This is a genomic window from Bacteroides sp. 41_26 (genome assembly GCF_949740115.1).
GTDB lineage: Bacteria > Bacteroidota > Bacteroidia > Bacteroidales > Bacteroidaceae > Bacteroides > Bacteroides nordii.
Genome location: NZ_CATJGZ010000026.1, coordinates 1 through 4,738, shown reverse-complemented (window position 1 = coordinate 4,738; position 4,738 = coordinate 1). Strand labels below are relative to the sequence as shown.

Sequence of the window (4,738 nt, the reverse complement as noted above, 5' to 3'; positions counted from 1 at the left end):
TCTTCCTGCAATTCCGCAGCATCAGCATCGGTCATGTCCCATAATTCCTTAAAGGTCACTTCATCGTCTTCAAGCGCACTGTTAGCATATTTCTCTATTTTTTCCGACAAGTATTTGTAAAAGATAAACCCCAAGGTAAAATACATAAAGTCGCTTGCCGACATATTGCCACGCAAACGGTTTGCGACCTCCCAAAGTTGGTCACGGAGTTTCTGTTGTAATTCTTCGCTCATAATTTTATTTCAATTCTTTAATTTCATAACCCAATTTATCGGCAAGCTCAAAAATCTTACCTATATTTCCTTTTCCATGCTGTGATGAAACAACAAATTTAACACCATCATTAGAAATAAGGATGTCTTTTTCAAACCATCTTTTATGAGTGTCAGATGTTTGACTTTTCCAACGGTTTACTTCATCAACTGTTTTAATTAAACGATTAGGCAATAATTCAACTAATTCATTATAATTAACATGGTTAGAACCGACATAAACACGAATAACCTCTAATGCCAGCCTACCTTTTCCATAAGAACCAACTCCGTTAAGTGAATACTTTGTATAATCTTTTCCGTGATTGGTGCATTTTTGAATAGGCATAGATATTGGGTTATCACTACACACAGGTTGATTATTATCATACTCTGTTACGACAGCATCATCAATGGTTAATGCTATTTCTTTAAGAATTTCCAGTGCTTTTTGTGGTGCAACATTAAAAAACTCTCGGTTCTGACGAATACGAAAGTTCGTCAAATTGTCAATTATATTGTGTACAAGTTTTTCGACCTCATTATATTTTGCCGTTTTAATTGTGGCAAATATCTCAAAAGGCAAAGGTACAGCCGTATTATCAAGTTCCTTTGAGCGTACATCAACAGGTCTGGAACTTTTACCAATCTTTACCCAATCCTCACGAAAACTTGGATTGGTTAAAATATAAACATATCCTGGTTCTTTTATCTTATCCATACTCTTTAATCCCAACTAAAAGTTCTAATGATACAACGCAGACGGTCAAGAATGCGTGTCAATGCTTTTCTTGTCTTTATCAGGCCAAGATGTTTCTCTCTCAAAGCCTTTTGTATAATTTCCGGCTGTTCCTTCTGCAAATAGTCATACTCTTTTATATAGAGATTAAGCACCTCGGAAGAAATTTGTTCTTCATCAGCCAAATCACATATAGCTTTATTTCGTTCAGATACAATATACTGGTTCAGGCGTTCCTCCAATTCATTTGTACCGTCAGCCTTATTACGCCCAGTCATGAAGTTTTCCTTGTCTTCATCCACATTCTTTTTGATAAAGCCGTCTATGAGTTTGGCTTTGCCTCTCATTCCAGCATCCTTAATCATAGTATCAATGATATGCTGGCGTTTGGCAGAATAATCATCGCTATATGGGTCAAGGTCGGCAATGAGCTCAAGGATATAAGCCACATTAATAATGTCACTGTGCAGAAGTTCAAGACAGAAATCTATATCTTCCAAGCCTTGATTACTGCCGTATGGCACAGGATCTTCCGCAACAACCGGTGGTGTAACTGGAGGATTGATAAAGCCAACTGTTATGTCGAGGTATTTACTCTTATAGTCGTTGAATTGTTGTTCTGTTAGTCCAAGATCGTCCGCATCTTCGCTATAATCTTCGTATATCTGGATTTCTGCGTGTTTGCGGATTATATCACGAAAAGCTAGCACAAAATTCTTTTTGTCGTTTTCACTTTGCAGAAAGTCTATGCTGCCGGGCGTAGGATATTTTTGAAGAAACTCTGTTGCTAAAGTTCTGTATTCCTGTTTTACTTCCTCAAACGGAGGGCGCACTATATCCTCAGGATTGTCAGAGTTACTAAATAACCTGATAGACGTATCAACATTACTTTTCAAGTCTCGAAAACAAACGATTTTACCAAAACGCTTCTTCTCGTTCAGTACTCGGTTGGTACGACTGAACGCTTGCAGCAAGCCATGATACTCCATGTTTTTATCCACATAGAGCGTATTCAGTTTCTTGCTGTCAAAGCCGGTTAAGAACATACCCACGACAAGGCAAAGGTCAAGCGGTTTCATGTCCGTTTTCTTCTTTTTCATGCGCAGGTTGATGTCATCATAGTATGCTCGGAAATTCTCAGTCGTGAAAGCTGTTCCGTACATTTTATTGTAATCATCCATGATGGCTTGCAGTTCGTCAGCTTCGCCTACACTTTGACTTGTATATTGACCTGTACCCATACCTGTCTGGTCATCATCCTGGCTACTATTGGCTGCGTATGTAAACACTGCACCGATTCGGATTTTAGGATTCAAAGATTTGAAAATCTTGTAATAGCGTATAAGCATCGGAACGGACTGCACGGCAAACAAGGCATCAAATTCTCCATCAAATGTGGATTTGTTGAAATTGTTAAGGATGAATTTTGCAATTTCTTCCATCCGGGCTTGATTGTCATTATCAACGACTTCATTGCCGTGATAGTATTCCACAAGGAAACCAAGCACGTTTTCATCCGCAATGGCATCCTTAATCAGATATTTATGGAGGCAATTGCCGAATATTTCTTTGGTGGTATGTCCGTCCACCGCATTCTCAGTAAAGATAGGCGTTCCGGTAAAGCCGAATATCCGGGCATTGTCAAAGAACTTCATAATCTTCTTGTGGCTGTCCCCGAAATGACTGCGATGACACTCATCAAATATCATTACGATACGTGAGTGACGGACAGATTCAATCTTGTTGCTATACCAAGTCTTGCTGACTGCGGAGTTGAGTTTCTGAATGGTAGTGATAATAATCTTTGAATTGCTTTGCAGTCGCTTCACAAGTTCATCCGTATTGTCGGTACTATCCACCGCACCCGGCTCAAATGCCTCGTATTCCGATTGTGTCTGAGTGTCGAGGTCATGACGGTCAACTACAAACATCACTTTATCTACATCATCCAATTCCGATACAAGCTGTGCCGCCTTGAATGAAGTTAATGTTTTTCCAGCACCTGTTGTATGCCAGATATAGCCATTGTCGTTAGAGTTTTGTACCCTGTCCAAAATCTTCTCTACCGCATAAAATTGATAAGGGCGAAGCACCATCAGGCACTTGTCGCCCTCATGCAGTACAATATATTTTCCTATAATTTTACCGAGCGTACACTTCTCTAAGAAAAATACGGCAAACTTATCCAACTCATTGAACGGATGATTGGCAGCATCAGTCCAGTTGAATGTGAATTTATAACCACTATTCGGATTATTGGCGAAATAACGTGTATTTATTCCGTTTGATATGACAAACAACTGGATATAGTCAAATAGTCCGTGGAATGAAGTCTTGTGGTAACGCTGTATTTGATTGTATGCTTGTTTCAGTTCCACGCCACGGCGTTTCAATTCAATCTGAACCAAAGGCAAACCATTTATAAGAATGGTTACATCATAACGGCATTTCTTACGTCCTTCCACCGTAATTTGGTTCGACACCTGAAACTCATTCTGACACCATTGCTGACGATTGAGAAACTCCACCCAAATGCGCTTGCCATCTGACGTGTCAAGCGGATAGAGGTCCCGGAGTTTTTTTGCTTTTTCAAAGCGCGTACCACCTTCCAGGTAGATAAGTATCTTTTCAAATTCCTCATCGGTAAATTCAGTACGACCATGCTCTGACAACCGCTTATGATTATGCTTCTCCAACTGCCGTTTGAAATTGGCTTGAAGATTATCTTCCTCTGCAATCTGGACATATTCATAGTCCATTTGTTGAAGGGCAGCGATAAGTCCGGCTTCTAATGCCGCTTCACTTTGTATTGACATAAATCTGCTTTATTCGTTATTCATTTCTATTTAGACTTTTGATAATCTCGATGCCTAATGCATTCTCTATTTTGCATATAGTCTCCAGTGACATATTCTTTTTCCCTTTCAATATTTTTGAAATATATTGTTGGGTACAATTCATCTTCTCAGCAAGCATTAATTGCGTAAAGCCAAGTTCCGCCATCCGCTTAGACATAACCCCGGCTATTAACTGTGAATACTCTACCCAATTCTTTTTATCTTGCTCAATTCTGATTTCTGATCCTGTAACGTCCAAAGCTTTACAGGAAATTTTGTCTGCTGCTATATTCATTAAAAAGATTACTTTATCGCACGTCTACATGCAAAGATAATGCAATTATTTGATAAATTACAACCAATGAGTTGTATTGTAGCTATATTAACTCAATTTTCTACTTATCAGTTTACGGAATAGAAGCCAGGTATCCACAAATAAACTATAGATATATAAAACAGACCGGCAGATATGCCTCGTATCTGTGACACCAGGCAAGTTTCAGCCGACAGGTTCATACAATCATGCAGATAAACCAGGACAGTTGCCAAAGACAGAGCCTTTAAGGTTACACTACTCTTCACTTCAAAGGCTCTGACATTGGCAACTGGTTACCGGTGGCTCGTCTGAAAACGCAAACAAGCAGGCCGTCCCGATGATGCAGGCTAAAGCTTGCACTGACGGAACGTCCTATATCCTTGAATACCCGTCTTAAAATACAGGCAAGCTGTTCCGACTGTTCGTATTTCATGCGATGCCAGAACAAATTGCCTTATACAGCGGAAACTTATCGGCTGACTTGCTTCGTATCCCGATACCAGGCAAGTTTCAGCCGACAGGTTCATACAGTCATGCAGATAAATCAGGACAGTTGTCAAAGACAGAGCCTTTAAGGTTACGCTGCTCTTCACTT

5 protein-coding genes are annotated in these 4,738 nt (G+C 39.7%); all 5 read right to left on the bottom strand.

The features are described from left to right. On the bottom strand, positions 1-233 hold a 233-nt coding region (locus tag QX565_RS00300; protein ID WP_289290548.1), incomplete at its 3' end, for a type I restriction-modification system subunit M N-terminal domain-containing protein. Positions 234-237: 4 nt separating this feature from the next. After that, positions 238-972, bottom strand: coding sequence for a GIY-YIG nuclease family protein (locus tag QX565_RS00295; RefSeq protein ID WP_005649223.1), 735 nt, complete (start codon positions 970-972; stop codon positions 238-240). Positions 973-977: 5 nt separating this feature from the next. Next, on the bottom strand, positions 978-3,806 hold the full coding sequence (locus QX565_RS00290) for a type I restriction endonuclease subunit R, EcoR124 family (protein ID WP_289290547.1): 2,829 nt from the start codon (positions 3,804-3,806) through the stop codon (positions 978-980). Between the two features lie 16 nt (positions 3,807-3,822). Beyond that, positions 3,823-4,122 (bottom strand): helix-turn-helix domain-containing protein, encoded by a 300-nt coding sequence (locus QX565_RS00285; RefSeq protein ID WP_289290545.1) that lies wholly within the window; start codon positions 4,120-4,122, stop codon positions 3,823-3,825. Positions 4,123-4,490: 368 nt separating this feature from the next. Beyond that, on the bottom strand, positions 4,491-4,738 hold a 248-nt coding region (locus QX565_RS00280; RefSeq protein ID WP_289290543.1), incomplete at its 5' end, for a hypothetical protein.